Genomic DNA, 1,024 nt, shown 5'->3' with positions numbered 1-1,024 from the left:
CGCGGAGGCGAAGATCGCCCCGTTCGCGGCGGCGGTGGACGAGGAGGGCCGTTTCCCGCAGGAGGCCCTGGACGCCCTGGTCGCCAACGACCTGCACGCCGTGCACGTCCCCGAGACCTACGGCGGCGCCGGCGCGGACGCGCTGGCCACCGTGATCGTGATCGAGGAGGTCGCCCGCGCCTGCGGCTCGTCCTCGCTGATCCCGGCCGTCAACAAGCTGGGCTCGCTGCCGGTGATCCTGTCCGGCTCGGAGGAGCTGAAGAAGAAGTACCTCGCCCCGCTGGCCCGGGGCGAGGCGATGTTCTCCTACGCCCTGTCCGAGCCGGACGCCGGCTCGGACGCGGCCGGGATGAAGACCCGCGCGGTGCGCGACGGCGACTCCTGGGTCCTCAACGGCGTCAAGCGCTGGATCACCAACGCCGGCGTCTCGCAGTACTACACCGTGATGGCCGTCACCGACCCCGACCAGCGCTCCAGGGGCATCAGCGCCTTCGTGGTGGAGAAGTCCGACGAGGGCGTGTCCTTCGGCGCCCCGGAGAAGAAGCTCGGCATCAAGGGCTCCCCCACCCGCGAGGTCTACCTCGACGACGTCCGCATCCCCGCCGACCGCATGATCGGCGCCGAGGGCACCGGCTTCGCCACCGCCATGAAGACCCTCGACCACACCCGCATCACCATCGCCGCCCAGGCCCTCGGCATCGCCCAGGGCGCCCTGGACTACGCCAAGGGCTACGTGAGGGAGCGCAAGCAGTTCGGCAAGCCCATCGCCGACTTCCAGGGCGTGCAGTTCATGCTCGCCGACATGGCCATGAAGCTGGAGGCCGCCCGCCAGCTCACCTACGCCGCCGCCGCCAAGTCCGAGCGGGTCGACGGCGACCTGACCTTCTTCGGCGCCGCCGCCAAGTGCTTCGCCTCCGACGTCGCCATGGAGGTCACCACCGACGCCGTCCAGCTCCTGGGCGGCTACGGCTACACCCGCGACTACCCCGTCGAGCGCATGATGCGCGACGCCAAGATCACCCAG

At 70.8% G+C, this 1,024-nt stretch carries 1 protein-coding gene; it reads left to right on the top strand.

Annotated elements, in window-relative coordinates:
- Nucleotides 1-1,024 (top strand): acyl-CoA dehydrogenase family protein (locus IE180_RS35960; protein ID WP_190161117.1); only part of this gene is annotated, 1,024 nt, incomplete at both ends.

It is taken from the genome of Streptomyces litmocidini, assembly GCF_014649755.1.
GTDB classification, from domain to species: domain Bacteria; phylum Actinomycetota; class Actinomycetes; order Streptomycetales; family Streptomycetaceae; genus Streptomyces; species Streptomyces litmocidini.
The sequence above is the reverse complement of the archived record's forward strand: the minus strand, read 5'-3'. Positions and strand labels throughout refer to the sequence as shown.